This is a genomic window from Flavobacterium sp. CFBP9031, from assembly GCF_034044945.1.
GTDB lineage: Bacteria > Bacteroidota > Bacteroidia > Flavobacteriales > Flavobacteriaceae > Flavobacterium.
The window spans coordinates 96,262-121,578 of the sequence record NZ_JAXCWF010000015.1 but is presented as its reverse complement, the minus strand read 5'-3'; the positions used below and the strand labels follow the sequence as shown (position 1 = coordinate 121,578).

The window sequence follows — 25,317 nt, the reverse complement described above, 5'->3', positions numbered from 1 at the left end:
AATTTCAAAAAAGCAAAAATAATCCATTAATAAAAACGAAAACGTTGTAAATTATGAAAACAAACAAAATAATTCTCAAAGATGATAAAAATTACTTGTCTAATCGTGAACTGGACTTTGTGTACAAGGACAGTTACTGATAGATTGTAAGAAATCGAATCCGATTGTGATGGAATGTGTTCCTGTGTTATACGTTCCAAGTCCATTAAACATTAACTGGTAAGAGTATGCAAAATAGAATTTAGATTTCATAAAACCAGCCATTGGTCCCATTGCCAAAGGTTTTGGGAACTGGTCATTTAAGAAACGGTAAGAAACTCCAATCCAATAGTAATCTTCGTAACGATTGTAACGTCTGTATTTGAAGTTAAAATCGGTTGTAGAACGCTGGTCATTTGCAAAGTACTGTAAGAAAACCGATGGTTCGTATTCGATACGTCTGTTTTCTCCATCTTTAAAAGTAAATCCAGAATATACCTGAAAGTTCGATAAAAGATCTGGTTCGTTTGCTCTCTCAAGACTAATATTCTTTTTCAATACGTTGTTGGCATTGAAACTAAAATAAAATCCTCTGTTACGATACAATGCACTAAGATCAAAGTTGTTGTTAGATGTACGACGATCGTCTGTTATCCCTCCGTCAGTCCCCGTAAAATTATTTGTTTCTAAACGAAAAGTATTGATGTTATACGAAATACCAAATGAAAGGTATTGCTCTGTACGATAATCTAGAATCAAGTGGTGCGCAAATGAAACTTTGGCTCCCGTTTGTCTTGTATTACCATTGCTATCATTATACAATGACAAACCAACTCCAGAACGATCTAAAACACGAAAATCTGCATACAATGACTGGTTATCTGGTGCGTCTTTAATTCCGACCCACTGTGTTAAACCATTGGCTCTAATACGGAGATTATCTCCAATACCAGCATAAGCAGGAGAAAGAATAAAAGGGTTATCAGCTAAATACTGGGTAAACACCGGTAGGTTTAACTCTTGGCTGTAACTTGTTGTTACAGCCATGAGTACTAAGGATAAAATAAGCTTTTTCATTGTATTAATATTTTTAGATAACATCATTGGGGCTATAATTTTGTTATCTGTATAAAGTGAAATGTCCGACAAATTCTCTTGGATCTTTAGGATCATTTAATTTAAGAACATACCAGTAATCACCCGTTGGTAATTCGTTTCCATGATATCTACCATCCCATTTTTGACCTACGTGGTATTTCGCTACTACTCTACCATATCTATCATAAATATCGAAAGTTAACTCTTTGTATGCTAATGCACCACAATCTGGACCAATAGTATCATTTTGTCCGTCACCGTTTGGAGTGAAGTAGTTTGGCAGACAGAAGTCATAGAATGTACCCTGAACTGTTATTGTTGCCTCACAACCATTTTTGTCTCTTACGATCACTACATAATCACCAGATTTGTAGATTCTATAGCTATTAGATGATGAGAATGATTCACCATTGAAGCTGTACTCGTAAGGAGCAACTCCACCAGAAGCTTTTACAACAATTGTGTTGATGTCTTTGCTTTGGTTTGTAACGTCAATTAAACTTACTGGATCTACAGCTGCTACTTCAAAAATTGGAGTTGGCACTTCACATCCGTTAGTATGTCTAGCAACAATGAAGTGGCTTCCTGGGGCAACATTTGTGAAAATGTTACTTGGTTGGAATGTTCCATTATTGTCAAGAGAGTAATCTACCTCTGCAGGGTTTGTGATAGAAGCATCGATTGTTACTACTACCATATTTGCCTGTGCATTGTTAACACAATCATATGTTACTTCTGCAGTTGGGTTAAGAATTACAGCGTTTGGCATATTCTCTACGAAATCTACCGGACAGTTGTTTGCATCTTTTACATACACTGTATGTGCTCCACCTTTAAGGTTTGTAAAGTCAAACACTGTTTGTGTTGCAGTACCTGCAGTAAATGGTCCGTTTGGAGCATCTAAACTTACGCTGTAAGGTAAAGTACCACCTTTAATTTCGATACTAAATGCACCATCTTTATCTCCGTCACAAACTTCTGGTATCATTGAGTTTGGAACTTCAGTTACAACTACAGGTCTTGGTTGTGAGATAGTGAAATCGTACAATACAAAACATCCGTTTTCGTCCTGAGCTATAGCTTGGTAATCACCAGGCGCCAATTTCTCAAATATCACTTTAGTATCAAACTGGTTCAGATTTGGAGAAATTGCATATTTAATAACTCCTGTTCCACCTGAAGCAATTATTTCAAGTTTACCATTATTCTCACCGAAACAAGTAACATCAGTTGGTTTAAATTGTGCTTGTAAAGCTTCTCTTGGTTCCGTAATAACAACCAATTCAGATCTATCTTTACAATCCACACTTTCAACTGCTACTCTATATGTTCCAATTGGAAGATCAGCAAATACTCCATTGTCTTGAGCTGGACGAACAATTCCGTCTGTTGCGTTTAACAATGTATAAGAATAGTGACCTAACCCTCCTACTGCTTCTGCAGTAATTACTCCTGTAGCTTCTCCTGTACATTTTACAACTGCACTTGAAACATCCAGTTTAACATCTAATGGAGTTAATGCATAGATTGTAACTGTATTAGAAACAACACTTCTACATCCGTTAGCATCAAAAACAAAATACTTATAAGAACCTACCGGCACTTCAAATGAAACTGAAGATGCGAATGTACCTAATATTGTTGTTCCATCTGCACTATATCTATATGGTCCTGTTCCTCCTTCGGCACTTAGCGTAAGCTGTGTTAAAGTCTGACAAGTTTGTGCTCTAGACTCTACTAAAGTAGCTAATACTTTTAGTGGATCTTTTATTTCAACTTCATTAGTTGTAAACTCACAAGAGAATCCATCAGTTATTGTTACACTATATCTTCCTGCTCCTAATCCAGAGAAAACTGGAGAAGAGAATGGTCCTGATGAAATTACAGGATCTTCAGAAAGTATATTTAAAGTATACATATAGTTGCTTCCTTGACCACCTGTTGGAGGGCTCACGGTAACTACACCAGATTTATCTCCAAAACATGGTAACGTTGTAACATTTGCACTTGCTGTAGCATTAATAGGCACTGGCACTATTAAAGTCTGACTTGTAGATGCCATACAACCTTTAGCGTCTTTAACGTTTATGGTATAAACACCTGCTGTTAGACCTGGATAGTTCGTCTTACTTGAATAATCTTCTACAACAGTTGTACCTCTTACTAATTGATATTGGTAAGATGTGTTCCAACCTCCTGTTGCACTAACAGAGATTTCACCGTCATTGTTACCAGCAATACATGTAATATCCACTTTTGCTGATGTTGCAACTAATGCTTCGTTTGGCTGACTGATCGTAAATAATGTTTCTACAGAACATTTAGGATCACCTACTAAAGTAGCCACAACTTTGTATAAACCAGCGCTCAAATTAGAAACCCTTTGTGGACCTGCTGTTGGTGATTGACCTGAAGCTACTACCGCTGTACTTGGCGACGGACCAGTCACTACATAATCAAATCTACCAGCATCGTCTTTTGGAACTATCTGATTGTCTACAAAAGTTAAATCTACGCTTCCATCAGTAGCATTGAAACAAATTTCTCCATTTACAGCAACTGCTTGAATACTGAATGTATTTGGATCAAACACATTGTGAACTTTCTGCAATAAACAGCCAGTATCTTTATTCAGAACTGTAATAATATATTCACCAATTCCTAAATCTGTAAATACTCCATTTGCATTTGGCGCATTTCCTGGTACAGTAGCACTAGAAGAATAAGCGATTGAATATTCTAAGTTAGCTGGTGTACCTCCTGTCGCATCTACCGATACTGTAATGTTTTCTTTAGTAGGACAAGTGATTGCATCATCAACTCTTACATTTACTTTGTCTAAACGGATGAATGGATTAATTACCCAAGTTGTTGGATTGGTACCCTCACAACCATTTTCGTCATAAACTTTTACTACGAAATTTCCACCTGTAAAATCGGTTTGAGTATACACATTTCTTTCTCCTTTGTAAACTCTTACACCATTTCTAATAAACTCATAAGTGTACTTATCATAATTTTCAGAACCTCCAGTAACACCAGTTACTGTGATTGTTGCAAAATTGCTAGTGTTACCGCTAGTACATAAGTACTGCACCACAGCTGGATCTGGAACCACAATTGCTTTAGGTCCTTCAACTTTTACATCAATAAAGGCTGTACAACCTCTTCCTGAGAATACTTCAACTCTGTAATCTCCAGCTGCTAATCCTTCAAACAATCCGCTTTCTTGAAGTGGACCGTTGTTGATTCTATATTTGTATATAGGGTTATCATTTACTCCTGGAGTAATGCTTGCTCTAATTTTACCATCTGTATAACTGAAACATGTAACAGGAGTAGGAACTGCTTTGAAACCATCAATTTTAGTTGCTGGAGCAATAACCACCGTTGTTGAAATTGGACAGTTAGTCGTTGTATCAATCACATCGATTGTGTGAGAACCAGAATCTAAACCTGTAAATTCAGCTGTCGTAGTTGTTACTGCAGGTTGTCCGTCAATTGAATAACTGTAATTTCCTGAACCACCAGTTGCTGTAACACTAATTCTTCCGTCTCCTTCATCACAACTTGGCCAATCTAAAATTTTAGTATCCAATTCTAAAGGCTGTAAAATAGTTACTAGAGCTGGGAATTTAGTCTCACAACCAAATTTATCGCGTACTGTGATATCGTAAGCTTTTGCCACGTTCACTGTAAATGATTTAGAAATTTGGAATCCTCCACCAATACTATATGTAAATGGACCTACTCCAATAGCAACAGAATCGTCTACTACAATTTCATAATTTCCATTACTATCAGCACAATGTGATGTAACTTTTGCTGTAAAGTTACTTGGCAACGGATCAGTTGTAATGTTAACCGTTATCGGTTGAGAGATACATCCGTTTTTATCTTTCGCATATACATACCAACTCGCCGTAGCAGGATTTAATACTCTAGTAGCTTCTGGTTCAAATGTACCGTAAGCTGCTCCCGCTGCAACAAAAGAATAGGTATAATCTCCAGCTCCTCCGTGTCCTAAAACTGTCACTACTGCACCAGTTTTACAATTAGCATTTACGTTATCTTCTTCTGAAACAGTTACATCGATAGGATCGTTAACCGTAACGCTGAAAGTTATTGGGCAAGTTGTTATATCATCAACAACACTAATCTCATAAACTCCTATTGCTAAATTCGCTAAAGTAACCTCTGTATCAGCAGTTGTAATTGGTCCAACAAAAGCAGCACCATCTTTAGTTACTGAGTAAGTATATGCTCCTTTGAAATCAGACATTGTAAAGACTACTTTTCCGTCGTCTGTACCGATACAAGATTTCGCGAAAGCATCACCTGTAGCTTGGATTTTAACAACGTCTTTGATAGTCAATATATCAGTGAATGAACATTTAAAACTATCTGTTACCTCAAATTTATATTCACCGAAAGGTAATCCTGTAAATACGGCTGGATCTGCACTTCCAGTTGTTGAAACTGGTGGATAAAGCGTAGTTGCCACACCGTTGAATTCTATAATTTTAAATTCTAACGCACCTACACCGTTTGTAGCTGTTACTGTAACAGTACTAGTAGCGTTTGCAGGATTACAAGTAATAGCAGTTGCTAAGAATTCTAAAGCACTCGGTTTGTTTAATGGAACAATCGGAACTGTTACTGGTGGTGTTTCACAACCATTAGCATCTCTAACCGTATAGGTAACTGATGCAACTGAACCGTCATTTGGTACAGAGATACTATTTGTATCATCGTATCCATTTCCGTCAAAATTATATTGGTAAGGTGCCGTACCTTCTTTACCTGTTACCACAATTTCTGTAAATCTATTACAAGCATTATTTGCTGTAATAGCATACTCTTGATCTAACTTATTTGGCTGAATAATTATAATATTAGCCGAAGTAGTCGTACAACCTTTACCATCTGTAACTTGAACTGTATACGTACCTTGAGGTAAATCGGTATAAACACCGCTTACATCTCCTGTTGTATTTGTAACTGTTCCAGAAAGCACATATGAATATGGTTCTACTCCACCAGTTGGTACAACTGTTAAAGTTCCATTGCTGTCATTCCAACATAATACATCTGTATGCGAATCTCCAAGAGTAATTGGCTCTGGATCTGTAACCGTTACAGGAATAGTTGTAAATGTACATGGTAAGTTACTGTCTGAGATTTCAAAAGTGTAATCTCCTTCAGCAGTTACAAATTCTGTAAAATCACCCGTAGCTGTTTTTGGAGCTGGGAATACTGCAACACCGTCTAGGTACATTTGGTATGTATAATCTTTTACACCACCTTTTACTTCAACAACAATTTTTGCTGCTTCATTACCTACTTCACAATAAAGATCTTTCTCTAATGTTGCTGCAGCTGTTAAACGCTCTTGAATAATATAAATTTTCTCATCTGAACAACCATGCTCATCTGTTAAAACGATTTTATATGAACCTGCTTTTGTAAATGTCGCTATAGCACCTGTTGGCAATCCATCAATCGTAAATGTTTTAACATTATTGTATGTTGTAGCAAGAGCATCAAGATCTACAGTCAAGTCAACATCTACAAAACACTGTTGTACAGGCATATTAAGAACTGGAGCTGCGTCAAGATCAATATCTACTGGGATTGGCGCTGAAACGCAACCATTCGCATCTTTAATATAAACATCCCATAATAGGTTTGTCAAATCTGTATCAACCACCAATGGAACAGTAGACGCTGCAAACGCTACTGGAGCTGGTTGATTTCTTATAACTGCTGCATAAGAATAATTTGGCGTTCCACCTACAATGTTTGTAATTGTAATTGTAGAATTATCTTCAGAACAATATACATTGCTACCCGTTGCAGTAAATACAATTGGAGCTGGCATTGTAATGGTAACATCTGCAGATTTCGAACAATTTGTTGTATTATCTGTTACTGTTACTGTGTAAGTTCCTTCAACAAGACCATCTATTGTAACTACATCACCTGCTGTTGTAGGAGCGTTGTGAGCTAATCCAGTTGGTGTACTTGTAACAACAACTGTGTAACCAGCAGTACTAAAGTCTGAAACTGTGAAAGTTGCCTCACCGTTGTTATTGGTTCCGTTTATTGTGTTACAGCTTACATTGATTTGTGATGTTTTAACAATATCAATTTTATCTAATTTTTCAATTACATAAGGTCTTTCGATAGAACATCCTCTCTCATCTGTTACTTTAAACATATAAGTTCCAGCAAGTAAGTTGTCAAATACATTTGAAGTTCCGTTGTCTTTAGTGAATGGTGAAACAATTTCATATTTATCAATTGCATAACCTCCTATTACTGTTAAAGTAACTTGTGTTTCTTCATCTGGACATGTTGCTACTATCGTTTGAGCAAAATCAATATCGTCTAATTTCGTAAACGGATTAACAATTGTAGAACCATTTGTTTTACAACCATTCTTATCGATTACATAGTAATTTACCGTATGAGGGTTTCCGTCATTTGGAATCGTTACTTTATTTTCTTTCGTATAATTTGCACTTCCATCAAAATTATATAGATACGATGCTGTACCTCCCGTTCCAGTAATTGTAACTTCTGCAAGTTCTGGATCGCTTCCTGAAAGACATCCAAAATCTTTCAGAGCAACAATGGCTCCTAAAGCAACAGTTGGTCCTCCAATAGTGTAATCTTTATATAAAGAACACAATCTCTTAGAAGTCACCGTAATTCTATAATCTCCTATCGGAAGATTACTAAATACGTTATCTGTCTGTACAATACCTAATGGTAGAGGCGCTCCTGATACTAATGCAATTTCGTAAGTATACGGAGGTTCATTATTACCTGCAAGTAAATTTACTGTAATAGTTCCGTTTGAATCTCCAAGACAAAGTACATCTGTAGCTACAGCATCAAAAGTAACTGGAGTTCCAGCTGGCAATTCAAATTCTGTTGTAGTAGTACATCCAACATTTGTAAGGTCGGTCATTGTTACTACATACTTACCAGCTTGTAATCCTGTAATTGTATTGCCTACTATAGATACACTTGGGAAACTTGGTAAAATACTATAACCATAATTTCCTGATCCTCCACTTGGAACTAATGTTACTCCACCATTATCATCATTACAATTTGGCAGAACAAGATTTGAAGCTTCAAGTTTTAATGGAGCGTCAATTGTTATCTTCTTAACATCTGTACAGTTGTTTTTGTCTTTTATTGTAATTTCATGTTCTCCAGAGTGTAAATTTGGTATTGTATACGGGAATGTTCCAGTATATGGTACAAAAACTCCATCGTCAACTTTAATAGAATATCCTGGCATTCCTACGTTAGACAATGTTACTACGATTCCGAAAGTATCTTCGCTAACACATTTGTTATCTACATCTAAACTAATTTCTGGACTTGGGTCTTTAGAAATTATCTGACCTAGTTCTTTCTCACATTCATTAGCATCTTTTATAACAATGTTATAGTTTGTAGTAGTTGGAGAATATGGCAACTCTAAAACATTTTCACTTCCAAATGAAGCTGGTGCTGTAGCTGGTGCAGTATAGAAACCATAAGTATAAGGTCCTGTTCCTCCACCTGCGCTAATTGTTACAAAAGCATTTTTATCGCAAGTTGCATTCACCACTTTAGTAATACTAGCATCAAGTGCTGAAGCTGGCTGTTTAATTTGGAATTTCGTTGTTGTAGAACATTTAGTTCCGTCTATTTCTTTTACATAAAGAATATAATTACCTGGCAATAAACCTGTAATCGTTCCTGTGTAAGGAGCTGCAGTGATATCACCAAATTTAGGGCTTAGAATTGGCAGATTAGTTAAGTTATCTCTTACTTCATAATAAATATGAGTAGTTCCTGCGCCTAAATCTTTTACTTCAAAACTTAATTCACCATTTCCTGCATTAAAACATGTTACATCTTTTGGCGTAACGTCTGCCGTAATATCTGAAATCTTAGGTGTAGTATATTCTAAATACGATGGACATCCGTTCGCATCTACAACCATAAAATTATAAGTCGTATTCTGCTCTAATTTTTTGAAATCCCACTCTTTGTCAGGTACAATGCCAGAAGACTGACCAAGTCCATAAATAGAATATTCAAAATCTGCTGTACCACCTGTTACTTTAACTCTAACAGTGATACCTTCCTCGCAATCCATTCCAATAGTCTCAGCTTCAAAAGCCAAATATGGAAGTGGTTCAATTCTTATCGCAGTACTCTCATACTTACATCCTTTTGCGTCTACTATATGAATAAAGTAGTCACCAAAATCTAAATTAGGGAAATTATGCTTTACCAATGCATCTGCTGCATTTGCAATATAAGTTCCTTTTACTGCCATTGTATTATCATACAAATAGTATGTAAATGGTGCTGTACCTCCAGAAGCAGCTGTAAGATTTACATCTATACTTCCTGGTTTTGTACTTAGACATGTAATTCCATTTGCTTTAATTACTGGTATAATAGCCGCAGGAGCAGTAACAATAGCTATTCCAGAAGCCTCACAACCTTTACTATCTCTTACTGTATAAGGATAGTTTCCTGCAATTAATCCTCCATAAATAAATTTATCTAAGAAAAGTCCTCCGTTAAAACTAAATTTAAATGGTCCTTCTCCTGCTGTTGCCTCAAGTGTTACAGATCCGTCTGCATCTCCATTACAAGTTGGACTTGTTGGAGTATCTTTTACCACAACCGTTTGAGGATCTTTTAATTCAACTGCTATTGTTTCTTTTATACAGCCATTAGCATCAGTAATTTCAAACTGATACGTTCCTGCCGCTGTTACTGGATAATCGAAAGATGTTCCTGTAAAAGGTGTTCCTGTAGTTGGGTAAGAGCCTGCATCTATTTTTACTTTATAAGTAAAGTTTGGTTTTCCTCCAGTTACCACTTTAACCTTAATGTTTCCATCTACTGGTGTTACAGCAGCACATGTAAGTTCTTTAGTGATGTCTGCACTAACCGTCATTGCATCATAAACAGTAATTGGTGCTGTTCCTGTACAACCGTTAGCATCTTTAACCGTAATCGTGTATGTTCCTGCGCCAACAGTAAATATATTATCTGGACTTGGTGCAACACCTGTATTAATTGTATAAGTATATGGTGCAACACCACCATTACCTGTTGCTTCTATAATAAATGCGTTACCAGAAACTGTACATTGATTGTTTACTTTAACATCAACAGTTGGTGCTAAATCAGTATCAATAGTTACGTCTATCTTAGCTGTACAATTATTAGCATCTTTAACCCAAACATCCCATTCTGTGTTCATTACTGGGCTAAGATCTGCACTTGCAGCATCTTTGTAATCAGAATCTGTTGGAGCTACATTGTTTTGTTTAAATGCATATTTATAATCTAACGTTCCTCCAGTAGCATGTACTGTTACTTTAGACGTTGCTTTGTTACAGTTTGCATTTACATTAGAATCTAAATGTAAAACTAAAGCATCTGTAGGCTGTGTAATTACAACTTTTGTTGAGAAAATACATAATGTAGTTTCATCTGTAAATACTACATCGTATGTTCCTTCTCCAAGATTAGTTAAATCGAAAGAAGTCGCAGTCTGATTTGTAGCTGTCACAACTCCATTAACTGTATAGCTGTAAGTACTTACAAATTTACCTACTGTATATCTAATAGCTCCTGTAGTTTCTTTTGGAATCGCATAACAATAAACATCATTAAGTTTATTTGCTGCTGCAGTAATAGAAACTACTGGTGGAATATTAATACTAAACTCATCATAACAACCATTTGAAGCTGTTGCTCTGAAAGTATAGTTACCAGAATCAAGATCAGTAAATACTCCTGAAGTAGCTCCAGTAGTATTCGTTTGTCCTGAAACGATTGTGTAAGAAGTTACAGCTCCGCTACCAGCAACTAATGTAATTGTTGCGGTACTTTTTCTGCTAGCAACTGGATCACAATAAATTTTTGTTACGTCAACTTTTGCAATCTTAGGCGGATTAAGCGGTAAGATTGTAAGTGTTTTAACAGCAGTTGTACAACCATTACCATCCATGATAGAATATCTAACAGTCTGTGTTTTTGTATTATCTACAACTTCTAAAGTGTTTGATGGACCATAAGATCCTCCATTAAAGCTGTATGAATAAGGAAGCACTCCTCCTGTTCCTGTAACGGTAACATTTTTAGGTTCTTTAGTATTTGTAGTGTTACAAGTAAATGGGTCAATACTTGCATCGGCTGTTAACTCAGCTGGTTCTGCTATAGTAACATCTGCTGTAGCCGATTTACAACCTAAAGCATCTTCTACCACAATATCATAAATACCTGCCCCTAATCCTGAAGGATTATTTACATTATAAACCTCTGCTGGTGAAGAACCTCTTTTGGTAATCGTATATGTAAATGGCGCTTTTCCAGAAGTAGATGTTACCAAAATACTTCCTGTTTTTGCTCCATAACATTTTACATCAACTTTAGATGTACTTATTGTTAAAACTGTAGATTTTAGAGTAACCGTAATATCTGCTGTATAAGCATAACAAACTGGGTTTGCAGTATCGTTAACTCTAAATTTATAAGTTCCTGCTGCACTTGCTGTGTAAGGGCTTGTTACTGTTGAGTAACCCCCTCCATTGAATGAAACTGCATAAGTACGAGTTCCTGTTCCTCCTGCAGAAGATAAGCTTATTGTTGTATTTGGCGTACAATCTGTATCTGCAACTACTGATGGAGTAATTGTTAATTGTTCAGCCACTACGTAATTAATAAAATCGATACAACCGAATTTATCTTTTACCGTTAATTTATAATTTCCAGGTGTTAAATTAAATGTATCAGCAGTTCCAAAATTAGTACCATCCTTACTAAATGTTGCTGGCAATGCATATGTACCTGTAATTTTTACAGAAATTGGAGTTCCTAGGTAACACTGTGCTGCAATAGGATCCATTTTTGGAAGATCCTCTGTTCCAACAGAGACTGTTTTCTTAATAGCACAATTATTTGCATCTTTAACGTATACATCTATACTTGTTGTAAGAACTGATGTATCTACTGTTAAAGTTGATCCGTAAGGTGTTGATGGACTTGTTGAACCACTTGCTGCAAATGCATAAGAATAGTTTCCTGTTCCACCCTGTAAATTTGAAATTGTTATTGTTGTAAATTTATTATTACAGCTAATTTTTGAAGCATTAACATCAAAAGTAATTGGAGTAGCTGCACCAACGATAGCTTCTTTGCTGTCAGAGCTACAACCCGTTGCTCTATCTGTAGCAACAAAAGTATAAGTTCCAGGCGCTAAATTTGTATAAGTAACTTTATTACCATTAACATTTGGTGTACCTGTATTAGGAGTAAAAGTATATGTAAAGTTACCTGTACTGCTTACATCAGAAACAGTAAATGTAGCAGTACCGTTTTTAGAACCCGCACATAATTCATCTGTTTTTTGAACATCAGCTTTAATTTTAACCCCATCAGCAATAGTTTTTGATCCTGTAGCTGTACAACCTCTTGCATCTGTCACTTTAAATTCATAGTAACCTGCTGTTAGACCAGTGAATGTAGCTGTGTTTCCAGTTTGCGCTGCTGGCGTAACTGGTCCAGCAGTAACTTCGTATGTATACGGAGCAATACCACCGTTGGCTGTTAATGTAAGACTTGTTGTTGTACTTCCTGTATTACATGTAATTGCAGCAGGATTAGAAATCGTGATTCCTGTTGGCGGGTTAAATGCCGGAACTTTAACTTCACCTTCAGCTGTACATCCATTTCCATCTTTTACATAGAATTTAATAGTTTGCTCAGCATTAGTTAAAGTAACTGTTTTAGTCGTTACATTATTATAATTTGTACCACCATCAAAGTTGTACGTATAGTTACCTGCACCACCTGCACCAACAATTGTAATTACTGCTGTAGAGCTACATGTAGTATTAGCAGGGAAGCTACCAGTAACTTTAACCTCTGTTGGGTTTGTTAATACAACATCGTAAATAGGTGAAAGACATCCTTTACCATCTTTTACTTGATATTTATACGTTTTTGTATTTGTTGCACCAACAAATGCATCTAAGTTAGAATGCGTTGCAGAAGTGGTAAAATTACCTCCGTCAAAACTAAATTCGTATGGTCCACCATTTCCGCCAGCTGGTATAACTGTAAAGCTTCCGTTATTACCATTATAACATTTAGGGTTTATTGGCGTAGTAGATCCTGTTGGTTCCAGTTTAGCATCTACAGTTACTGCAGTTGTTAAAGCAGGACATCCTTTAGAATCTGTAACTCTAAATACATAAGATCCAGTTCCCGAAGCTGGGTAAACATTAGATCCTATTGCTACAAAAGGAGCTCCATTAATAGATACTTCATAAGTATAGCCTGGTGTTCCGTTTTGAGCTGTAATTGTAATCTGCGCGTTTGGCGAATTTGTACAATCTAATGGTTTTGTTACCTCTGCATATGCTGTAACTTGTGTTCCTATTGCAATATTTGTAAGTGGCGTAGCATTACAGCCATTTGCATCTCTAACGTAGATTGTATAATTACCTGAACCTAAATTCTCGAATTTTTCTGAATCCTGATAATTCACACCATCCAAACTGTAATGGTAAGGTGCTTTTCCGCCGCTAACACTTACAACCAAAGTTGCTTTGTTTCCAGCATCATAACAAAGATCTGAACTAGGATCTAAAGTCGCTGTAGGAGGTACTGCTCCAACAACAGTTACCTTATCAGAAGCTGCTGAAGAACAATCTCCAGAATCTTTTACTACCACTACAAAGTCACCTGTCGCAGTTAAGGGCAAGTTGAAAGTATCTTCAGTCTGGAATGCTATTACAATTGTTCCATCTGGACGTTCTAACTGATATTTATAATTTGGTTTTCCGCCTTTTGCAGAAGCCTTAATTACAGCACCGTCTATACATGTTGGCTGAGTCGTTACAGTAGCCAATGCAGTAACAGCTTCTGGAGCAGTTACACTTCTTGAATAACTTGTAGAACAATTTCCAGCAGTATCATACTGAACAACTACTGTATAATTTCCTGCAGCTAACTTATCTAAAACTAGAGGTGAAGCACTTGAATTTTGTAAACCTCCACCATTTACTGTATAATAATATCCTGTTGCAGGATTAAAGTTACTAACCGGAATTGTAATTATTCCGTCAGCTTTATCAATACAAGTTAAGTTATCAACAATTGGCGTATCGGCTTTAAAGCCTTTGTTATCTTCTATAATAGCTGTAAATTCTTTCTCTGCATCACAACTTGCAGGAATCTGGCGTACCCAGATATCATCAATCAATACATCGTTACCATTAAATTCGTTACTATAAGATCTAATAACAAAACTTAAATTAGTGTATGCTCCTGGATTTAATGATAATTCTTTATATTCCCATTGCTCGCTTTTTGGAACTACCCAAGGGTTTGAAGTATCTGTTGTTGCAACAATCGTTTCTGTACCTCCAACTCCATTCAAGTTATTAATTAATTGAATAGTTAATTTTGGATCAGCATGAGAAGTTGATGTTTTAACAATAAGATTTTCTGCCCATAACGAAATAATAACGGGTTGATTTACAATAACATCTCGAATTGGCTTACTATATAAGATTCCTCCAATACCTGCTGTACCTCCAACGTTCACACATAAAAATCTTCCTAACGGACTAGTAGGCACTGTATGATCTTTGGCTACTATCCAAGAATCATTAAATCTAGTTCTAATTGAACTTGCTACTGCATATTCACCATCATTTATCCATTCATCTCTATTACATTTATAATCTGGAGCTAAATGTGTTGATGTCTCATCTTCAAAGCAATAACCTGGGTTAATTCCTGGTGTTGTTGTATACGAACCAAGACCAAAATCCTCTCTTAATAAGTTACTATAAGTAGGAACTTTGGTTACTGTATATTTAACTTTTATTTTATGATTTCCTGCTGGAACATTTGTAAATACGTTATTTGTTATTGGTGTATTAGGTGTTCCATCAATATAGTATTCATAAGTATAATTTGTGTTTTGAGGATTTCTTACCGTTATGGTTGTAGAAGCCTTACCATCACAACTATAAACTGTAATAGGATCATCAATTGTCGGATCTGTTGGTTTAGGATCTAAAATAATCTTATCTGTTATCGTAAAAATACATCCTGCATTATCTTTAACTCTTAAAGTATAACCAGTAGTATTTGGCATAACATCTGCCTCATTTACATTTACCCAACCTTTGCCATCACCAAAATCGTATTGGTATGGAGGAGTTCCTCCCTCGACATTGTTAATTCTTAATTTTCCTCCTTGATTATCACCATTTGTATCTGGCAACGTACAGCCTGCTAATGCTGCTACACCTCCAGATGCAGTAAGTGCTGATGTTGGACCTGTAATTGTTACATCGATTGGATCAGTAAAACAGTCTTTTCTTTGTTGTACATTGTTTACTGTATAAGTAACACTATATCTAACAATAACTTTATAAACACCTGGATTCAAATTAAGGAAAGTAGTATTTCCAGAATAACTAAGTCCATTGTCAATACTATAGGCCAAAATGTTACCATTAGGCACAATATTTTCAATTCTAATAGAAGACGAACCATCATAACAAGCACTACTTGTATGATTCACATCAAAAGTAGGTTTTGAAACTTCTGGTATAGTAATAGAAGTTGTTGCAGAACAACCTGCATCGTCAACGACTCTAATCTCGTATGTTTTTGCTTCTGTAATAATAACCGGATTGGTATCAACACGTGTTGGAGATCCGTTTATAAAATAAGCGTATGGTGCTTTTCCTCCCGAAGCTGATAATAATAGTTTACCATCACTACAAGCTGTAAAAGGTTCTTGTAATGTTGCAAATGCTTTTAATTGGCTTGAAGGCGCTTTTATTTCAAAATAATAAGATACATCACATTTTGGCGCTGGAGTCTGGTCTATAGGACTGCTTGTAACTCTGATATAATAGTTTTTACCGTAAGTTCCGTAACTTAAAGATGAAAAACTATAATCTAAAGCTGTAACAGGACCATCTTGTTTTTCAATTTGTCCAGTTGCCTGATTATAAAGATAAATATAATATGGCCCTTCAAAATCTTTGATTCCAACACTTGCACTTCCTAAATCAGTTGGACAGATCGGATCTGTTTTCTTACCATCTAATGTTAGGTTTAATCTTCTGATTAAAATATTAGGTATTTTAAAAATACATGGGTTTGTAGTTACCCCTTTTTGTCTAATATAAATCGTATATGCATCCGGATTGTAAATAGGGAAAGTATTGCTGTCTTGCCATTCCCAATCTTGGATAGTCGCAGTTGGACTTGTTTTAATTGCATACTGGTATCCTGCAGGAACGTCACGTACTGTAATACTTCCATTGCTACCACAAAGCATATCAACATGTTCTTCTGTTGGTGCTAATGGATTAGTGAAAACATTAAAGTAAAAACGGTTGAAACAGCTACCAGAATAATTAATTGTCAAACGGTATTGTCCAGCATCTTTTGCAGTAAAATCTGGACCCGTACTTACTTGTATCCATTTACAATCTGTACTTTCGTTAGCACAATTTTCGTTCGTTACGGCTTTACAGCTGCTTGTGTCAAGCCTTTCCCAAACGATATTAGAACTATCATTAATTCCTGTCTGAATTAGTCTTGATGCATTTGCTCCACACAAAAATATCTTTGGCAATTCTTTACCATCGTTAGGACAAATTACAATTTGATCTGCAACATCCAATACTGGATTCTTTGCAGTTTCACCAAATCTTTCAACAGTAAATTTCTCAAAAATAGATCTACAAGGTGCTGGCGCTTCATTGTAAACATAATAAGTCCCCGGATCTTTAACCGTTAGAGTCTGTCCTGTTCCTATTTTTTTAGTTTTTTCCTTATCGCTGTACCAAGTATATGTTGAGTAACCATTTGCTGCAGTAATATCCAACGTCTCTGTACACAAAGTACGTTTTCTATCATATTGACAACCCTCAACACCTACTAAAAAGTTGGTTGCTTTTGGTACCAAAATACATCCTGTATTAGTATCCACACTCGGGTCATCCGATATTGTGAAAGAGGTATTTTGAGAACCTTTATATGTAGCGTATGCAGAGTTATCGATACTGTTTGAACAAGCTTCATCAAGCATTGTACAATCAGGAATTACCTGCACTTTAAATTTTATTGTTTTTTCTGTTAAACCTACTTTAACGATATCACTACGAACATCAAAAACAATACTTCTTGTAGTAGGGTTCCAACTTTTTACCGTTACACCATCTGGTAATGGCAATAAATCTGTTGGATAATTAAAAATAATATTGATAGGCAGCTGATCACGAATTGTAAAAGAAGTCGCATCATCATTACCTGTATTTTTAAAACCAATTTCGTAATTTAATTGCTGACCTAATGTTACCGTTTGCCCTCCAATATTATCTCCATTCGAGTTTTTAACGATTTTTGTAAGTACAATTTTAGGTTCAATAATTTCAACCGATATGGCAGTAAAGAACATAAAGTACGAATCCTGCGAAGTATTAATTCTTAGCGTCGCACTCGTCTCATTATTTTGAATGATATTATTGCCATCATTTAAAACTTTAACCACTCCGGCATCATAACCTAAAGTATTTTTACTCGCTGGTGTACGACCACCCAAAATTGCATCTCCGTCAGTAATCGTACTATTAAAAAAGTTAGGTTTAGCAGGACTTCCTGCATCCCATCTAGAAGGAGGGACTTCTGGCGTAATTGGTCTAGCTAATGAAGATATAGGCCCCCATAGAGCAGATTTTCCACCTTTAAATTGTAATCCGTCACCTTCTAAAGGATTATCCCCCTCTAAAGCACTAAATCCTAATTTTACATTTACATTTCCTTCAGGATTCGTTGTAAAGCCACTAATCGGAATATCCAAAGGAGGATCAGTACTTCTAATCATACTGAAACCATCAAAACTAGTAATGTATTTACTTGGCAGTTTTGGATCTTTATAAATTACGTAAATACTCCATCCTGCAGAGTTTCCACCTCCAGGGTTAAGTGACCCTTGAGAACAAACTAAATCTGCTATAGTATATAGACCCGGACCGGCAGCCTTAACTTCTGCCGTAATTTCTTTAAAACAAGCATAAGGCTTTGAAAGATAGGCATTGTTTACTCCTGATGCTCCTTCATCCCAAATTATACTTCCTGTTATATCCTTATAAGCGCTAGTGCCCGTTTTTAATTTAACCTTATTAATATTGTTTCTATCAGAGCCTTGATAAGTTCCCGACCAATATAAAGCGGCATAAGCAATTTCGTAACAATCTTTACTTGCATCTGGAATAACCAATGTTGCCGAACTAGAATTGAAAGTTGCTGCATCATTATCTATGTCGATATACTTCATATCCAAATTATCGTTCGCTGTAGTACCGGTACCTTGCGAATCGAAAGCATTATTTGGACGGTTGTTTCTTCCTCCTCCATCTCTATTCAAGATATTGTTTCCAATAACTAAAATATCTCCTTTTAAACTTGTATTATACCTTGGATCAAAATTCTTTCTTAACTGACCGTAAGAAGAAATCCCGAGCAAGAGAAATACAGCTGCAATAAATACTTTAAAAATAGTAGGTTTTTTCATAGTCTTCATTTTGTTGTGGCCTTTTTTTAATTTTTTAAGGGGCATTAAAAAATAAATCATAGCATTCTTAACATTTTATTTTATGTCCTTCTGAAACCTCAGAAGGACTATCTTATCTATATATATTTCTATTAATTCTCAATTTTTACGACAGCCATTCTACCGTTGTATGGCTTGCTCCCTTTCGCTTCCAAAGCTTTTGTAGCTTCTTGTAGACCGTCGTATTTTTCATAATAGATGTAATATTTACTTGTTGTCACATTATAAAAGAAATTCACATCTGTAAGTCCAGCAGCTACTGCTTTCGTTAAAAACTCATCTCGTTTCTCGACACTGTTGTGTACTGCAAGAATCAAGTAATATCCACTATCAGAGTTTTTAATATTTTTAATAATCTGCATGTTTGACTGCTCTTCACCAAAATCAAAATCATTTGCTTTCAGTGGTGTGCTGCTTACTTTTGTTGTCTCTTTTATTCGTTTAAGAGCGGCAACGTCCTGGGCATATCTTCCTTCATCATTCTCATAAGCTGCACGTTTAATTCTACGTTTACGCTCAACTTCAGTCTCTGTTTTAATACGCTCTAAATCGGCAATTAAAGCTGCACCTTCTCGTTTCATTTTTAATTGAGCCGCTTTCAATTCGTTTATCTTTTCAAGATAAGCTTTATTCAAAGGATCATCTTTAGGGAACTTTTTACTTCTTTCGTTATAAAGATTTGTCAGCTTCCCAATTTCATTTTCCATGCTGTTGTTTGCATCGGCAATCTGAACTTTTAATGATTCAATCTGACTGTTTTCTGCCGCTACACTCTTGAATGGTTTTGGCTCTTTATAAATACCTTTTTCACTTAAATCGTTCTCCTCTTTTAAATCGTTCAAGTCTTTTTGCTTATTCGCAACAGTTGCCTTAAACTGATCTAATAAATCTGTTTGTACTTTACTTGTACTTTCTACAGACTGAGTCAAGTTTTCAATAGCTTTTCCAGTATCATCTTTAGCTTTCGCCGTTAATGCCGCTGCTGCTGCATCTGCTTTAGCTTTATCTGCTGCTAATTTTGCCTGACGCTCCTCTTCTTCTCTTAACAGTCTTGTTTCCTCTTCTGCTTTTAATTTTTCTGTCGCTTCCGCATCTGCTTTTGCTTTTGCGTCTGCTAGAAGTTTAGCTTGAAGAGCTTCCATATCTGCTTTTGCTTTTGCATCTGCAGCTAGTTTTGCTTGAAGAGCCTCAGCATCTGCTTTTGCTTTCGCATCTGCAGCCAGTTTTGCTTGAAGAGCCTCAGCATCTGCTTTTGCTTTTGCATCTGCAGCCAGTTTTGCTTGAAGAGCTTCAGCGTCTGCTTTTGCTTTCGCATCTGCAGCTAATTTCGCTTGGCGAGCTTGTTCTTCAACTCTAGCTTTTTCTTCTGCAGCTTGTTGCGCTTTTAATGCCTCAGCATCGGCTTTTGCTTTTGCATCCGCAGCCAATTTCGCTTGACGTGCCTCTTCCTCTTCTTGTAATTTTTTAGCTTCTGCTTCTGCTTTCGCTTTTGCCGTTGCTTCTGCGTCTGCTTTTACTTTTGCATCAGCTAATAATTTTGCTTGAAGAGCTTCCATATCTGCTTTTGCTTTCGCATCTGCTGCCAATTTTGCTTGAAGCGCTTCTGCGTCTGCTTTTGCTTTTGCATCTGCTGCCAATTTCGCTTGACGAGCTTCTTCTTCTACTCTAGCTTTTTCTTCGGCTACTTGTTTAGCTTGTAATGCTTCTGCATCCGCTTTTGCTTTTGCGTCTGCTGCCAATTTCGCTTGAAGCGCTTCTGCGTCTGCTTTTGCTTTTGCGTCAGCTGCTAATTTCGCTTGACGAGCTTCTTCCTCTACTCTAGCCTTTTCTTCAGCAACTTGTTTAGCTTGTAATGCTTCTGCATCGGCTTTCGCTTTTGCTTCAGCTGCTAATCTTGCTTTCTCTGCTTCTGCATCGGCTTTTGCTTTTGCCTCTGCTGCCAATCTCGCTTTCTCTGCTTCTGCATCAGCTTTCGCTTTTGCGTCTGCTGCTAATTTCGCTTGGCGAGCATTTTCTTCATCTTGTAATTTTTTCGCTTCAGCTTCAGCTTTTGCTTTTGCCGTTGCTTCTGCATCGGCTTTCACTCTAGCATCTGCAATTAATTTAGCTTGTAAAGCTTCCATATCGGCTTTTGCTTTTGCATCAGCTGCTAATCTTGCTTTCTCTGCTTCGGCGTCAGCTTGTGCTTTTGCTTCTGCAGCCAATCTTACTTTTTCTGCTTCTGCATCTGCTTTTGCTTTTGCGTCAGCTTCTAATTTCGCTTTTGCAGCAGCTTCGGCATCAGCTTTCGCTTTTGCGTCTGCTACAAGTTTCGCCTGAAGTGCTTCAGCATCTGCCTTCGCTTTTGCTTCAGCCGCCAATTGTGCTTGGCGTGCATCTTCAGCTTGTTTTATTTTCAGCGCTTCTGCATCAGCTTTTGCTTTTGCTTCTGCGGCAATAAGTGCTTGTCTTGCTTCTTCATCTGCTTTTGCTTTTGCATCTGCAGCTAATTTTTCTTTAAGTGCAGCTTCTTCAGCAGCTTTTGCTTTTTGATCAGCAGCCAGTTTCGCTTTGTTCGCTGCATCAATAGAAACTTTTGTCTTCGCTTCTGCAGCTGCTTTTGCTTTTGCTTCTGCAGCCAATCTTGCTTGTAATGCATCTGAGTCTGCTTTTGCTTTAGCATCTGCTGCTAAAATTGATTGCATATCTGCAGCTTCAGCTTTTGCTTTGGCATCTGCTTTACGTTTTGCTTCTGCAGCATCTGCTTTTGCTTTATTATCTGCAATTAATTTCAATCTTGCTGTTTCAGCATCTGCTTTTGCTTTCTCTGCCGCTGCCAATCTAGCTTGTCTTGCAGCCTCAGCATCAGCTTTTACTTTTTCAGCTGCGGCTAATCTTGCTTTTGCTGCCGCTTCTGCATCTGCTCTTGCTTTATCAGCAGCCAATTGTGCCGCTGTTTTTTGTGGCGCTGGAGCTGTTTTTGCAGCTTCTGCTTTTGCCTTAGCCGCCGCCTCTGCATCGGCTTTCGCTTTTGCATCAGCCGCCAATTTCAATTTCATTGCTTCAGCATCTGCTTGAGCTTTGTCAGCAGCTAATTGTGCCACTGTTTTTTGTTCTGCTTGAGCTGATTTTGCAGTTTCGGCTTTTGCTTTAGCAGCTGCCTCTGCATCGGCTTTCGCTTTTGCATCTGCCGCCAATTTCAATTTCATAGCCTCTGCATCAGCTTTTGCTTTATCAGCAGCCAATTGAGCTTGTGTTTTTTGAGCAGCTGTTGCAGTCGGTTTATTTGCTACTGCTTGCGCTCTCGCTGCTGCTGCTGCATCTACTCTAGCTTTGTTGTCTGCCGCTAATTTTATTCTACGCTCTTCTGCATCTGCTCTTGCTTTATCAGCAGCTAATTGAGCTTGTGTTTTTTGTGTTGTAGCAACGGCTCTATTTGCTGTTGCAGTTTGTGCTCTCGCTGCGGCTGCGGCATCTGCTTTTGCTTTTGCCTCTGCAGCTAATCTTATTTTAACAGCTTCAGCATCTGCTTTAGCTTTATTGTCTGCTTCTAATTTTGCTTTTGCTGCAGCTTCAGCGTCCGCTCTAACCTTTTCTGCTGCTGCTAGTCTTGCTTGTTTTGCTTCAGCATCGGCTTTTGCTTTTGCTTCTGCAGCTAATCTGTTCTTTTCAGCAATTTCAGTTCTGTTAACCTGAGTTGCTTCTGACTTTGGTTTAGCTGGTACCGATTTTGGTTTTGAAGGATCAATCAACGAACCTTCATCATCATCTCCGTAATAGTAATTTCTATTTTTGAATTTGTAGGCAATAGCGAATTCATGAGAACCACCTAAATTAGAGAAATTGCCCATTCCTCTTTCGTAATTGTATTCTATAGCAATACTTGGAGAAATATTAACCCCAAGTCCTGCAGAAACTCCATATAATGTATTATAGCCTACTTGTGCCCAAACTCCTTGTTGAAGTGCAAGCATTCCTAGACCTGAAATAACTGTTTTATCTTTTTTAATTTCTGTTCTAACCAATCCGGAGAATTTACTTCTATCAAAAAAGCCATAACTGTCAATATATCCAGTATACATGGCGTGCAATTGAATTGCTCTTTCTGGATCTTCTTTTACCATTCCAGATCCGAAATTATAAAGTACTAAATTGTTAATAGCCAATCCGAAATCTAAAAAAGCAGTACCATAGTTAATCCCAGGATTTACAGTTAAAAGCGTGCTTTTTGGAAAATCTCCAGTTAAAATCGTTGAATCATCTGATATAATTTTTCCTGTATTTATTCCGCTTTGATAAATACCTGCATTTAAACCAAAAGTCAAGTTACTATCTTCTTCTAAAACGATGTTATGAGCGAAATTGGCAACTCCGCCAAAAACAGTCATAAGTCCGTAATTTTGTTGAAATAACCCAACTGCAAATGCTTCGTTTTCTCTAAAACGACCAGAATAATTGGCCAAATACGTCTGCGGAGCATTCTCAAATTGTACCCATTGTCTTTTGTTATAGAAACTTACGTATGGATTTGATTCTCTAACAAAACTGAATGTTGGGTTAATTAAATATCTATTGAACTTCAAAGAATTTCTAATAGGTAATGAAAACGAAACAACTCCATCCTCACTTGCGTTTTGAGAATAGAGTACATTAGATAAACCGTAAAATAACGTGATGAATAGTAAAAGTTTCTTCATATTATTTTATAACAGTTATTGATCCTTTTTTTTCACCTGTGTCGGATTGAATGACATAGTAATAAACGGGATTTACATTCTTAAAATCTACATTGTTTTGAGGCCAATCGCCTTGGTAATTCACTACATCCAAAACCATATCTCCGTTTGAACTAATGATCATTACCTTTGTATTTGCATTTTTATACTCGTCTGGAATATTCCAGTACGGATTCATACCACTTAACTTGATAATGTTTGGAATAACACTAGATGGGCCAGAATCTCCATTTATTTTAAATGTAAATTCTTTGCTAGAAACACATCCAGATGCCAAAGAAACCTTAGCTTTATAATTACCTTTAACAGCTACAACATAAGATCTTGTTGTTTCGTTAGGAATTAAGTTATCGTTTAAATACCACTCATAAGTTGCGTCTGCCGCATCTGTAGTAATCGTAACCGTTACTGTTTCTCCTTCGCTTAATTTATATCCATCCTCAGCATCAATGCTTGCGTCAAAACTATTGCTTTTCAAATCGATAGTTCCAGTTGCTTTACATCCGCCAAAATCAACTTCAACAGAATACAATCCAGATTCGTTTGTAGAATAAGTACGGTTAGTAGCACCAGCTATTAAGACTCCATCCTTTTTCCAAGCATAGCTGTTTCCAGAAGTTGCAGTTAAAATAGTTCCTGTTCCGCTAGCGCAAAACGGGTTTCCTAAACTTGAATTAATAGTTACGTTAGATCCATTAGAAGAGGAAACGACATTAACACGATTAGAACTAAAGTTAACATCAGAACATTGACCATAATCAATCTCTGCATAATATTTTCCTGTACTATTAATAACTATGTCTTTAGAGGATTGTCCTACGATAAGAACATCATCTTTGTACCATTTGTATTTAATATTGGAAATATTGATTGGAGATGGAGTATCTGCACTAACAGAAAGGGTTAAACTACCGCCAGCACATAACATCGCTGTATCAGTCTTACCATTGATAAAGAAAGATGATTCGTATGGTTTGAAGTATGCAGGAAATGCAGTATTTCCTAAAGAATTTCTAAATCTTGTACTCGTAACGCCTGTTGAACTTTTTACTCTAAGACTATAAGTATCAGAACCAACTAAATTTGTAGGCACTGCATATTTAATTGTTTTTTGAGTTGCAGAAACATCAACAGTTTGAAGCAAAGTTGTGGCAACAGGAGTAGTAAAATTTCCCGCAGCGTCTGAAAGCTCCACTACGAAGGTAGTACCTGCGGGAAAATCTATATAACTAAAAGAAGCATAAAACTCGTTGAACGAATTACCAGCACAAAGCTTTTCTAACCCATCAAAGGTTTGAGGCGCTATAGTTTGGGCATAGGCATTCGATCTAGCAAATAGTAAAATGCTAAATAATATTAAAACTTTAAAAAAAGATAAAGTAATTTTTTGAATCATATAGTGCGTGTTCTTGCTAGATCTATACGCTCAAAAAACAAGATATCTATGAATGTTTCTGAGAAATCGTACTTGTAGTTTTCAATCACTTCTTTTGCAAGAACTGAAGTAGCCGCAAGTGTAGAATTCTCTTCACAATCGTTAGATAATGCATTTGACTCAGCCGCTATAGTAAGGCTGTCCTTGGGGTTGGACATCCCTACTATAAACTGATTAAAATTGCTGTTTTCAATAACAGCACTATTATTACTGTTCTTTTGGTTATTGCAAGCCAAAGTTAAAATGTGCTCAGAACCAGCAGCCTTTGTAGGTTGTTCTGCTGTATTCTGTGCATATAGAGTTAACGAAATAGGCGAAACCAAAAATATTATATATAAAAAATATTTTTTCGTAGATACCATTATGTTTTGATCTTTATTTAGGCCCTTTAGACGATACATAAATTG

General features: G+C 36.6%; 5 protein-coding genes. All 5 read right to left on the bottom strand.

Annotation, left to right across the window (positions count from 1 at the left end; genetic code table 11):
- Positions 1–99: 99 nt before the first annotated feature.
- Positions 100–1,056 (bottom strand): PorP/SprF family type IX secretion system membrane protein, encoded by a 957-nt coding sequence (locus SOM12_RS21520; RefSeq protein WP_250834677.1) that lies wholly within the window; start codon positions 1,054–1,056, stop codon positions 100–102.
- Positions 1,057–1,099: 43 nt separating this feature from the next.
- The gene (locus tag SOM12_RS21515; protein ID WP_320495397.1) at positions 1,100–18,721 is read right to left on the bottom strand and encodes a T9SS type B sorting domain-containing protein; all 17,622 of its coding nucleotides are present in this window, start codon (positions 18,719–18,721) and stop codon (positions 1,100–1,102) included.
- A gap of 131 nt (positions 18,722–18,852) precedes the next feature.
- On the bottom strand, positions 18,853–23,436 hold the full coding sequence (locus SOM12_RS21510) for a type IX secretion system membrane protein PorP/SprF (RefSeq protein ID WP_320495395.1): 4,584 nt from the start codon (positions 23,434–23,436) through the stop codon (positions 18,853–18,855).
- 1 nt (position 23,437) lies between these two features.
- Complete coding sequence (gene sprC, locus SOM12_RS21505) at positions 23,438–24,871, bottom strand: gliding motility protein SprC (RefSeq protein ID WP_320495394.1); 1,434 nt, start codon at positions 24,869–24,871, stop codon at positions 23,438–23,440.
- On the bottom strand, positions 24,868–25,272 hold the full coding sequence (locus tag SOM12_RS21500; RefSeq protein WP_320495393.1) for a hypothetical protein: 405 nt from the start codon (positions 25,270–25,272) through the stop codon (positions 24,868–24,870). The genes sprC and SOM12_RS21500 overlap by 4 nt, the downstream gene beginning before the upstream one ends.
- Between the last annotated feature and the right edge of the window lie 45 nt (positions 25,273–25,317).